Here is a 230-nt window from a genome sequence, read left to right as displayed (position 1 = left end):
GAACCTGATCGGGCGCTTCGGCGACGGCATCGCCGCCCGGCGCGGGCTTCGCCGGCATATCCTCCAGGCCACGGACCGGCTCGCCTTCGCCTTCAGTCTTGGTAATGGCAATGCGGTTTTGCTTTGCCACCTTCTTGACCGCTTCCAGAACGCGGTCGATCTCGCCTTCGTAGCGCCTGCCGGTTAGTTCGGGATAGGCAAGAAGCTGTTCTTCGCGTTCCTGCGACGAC

The 230-nt window shown here is 63.0% G+C and carries 1 pseudogene; it reads right to left on the bottom strand.

Annotation, left to right across the window (positions count from 1 at the left end):
• Positions 1–230, bottom strand: a pseudogene (locus tag ACPYOI_RS37280) (DUF1499 domain-containing protein); the annotation flags it as partial.

The sequence above is a fragment of the Rhizobium sp. SVR5-2C genome, from assembly GCF_056755115.1.
The sequence above is the reverse complement of the archived record's forward strand: the minus strand, read 5'-3'. Positions and strand labels throughout refer to the sequence as shown.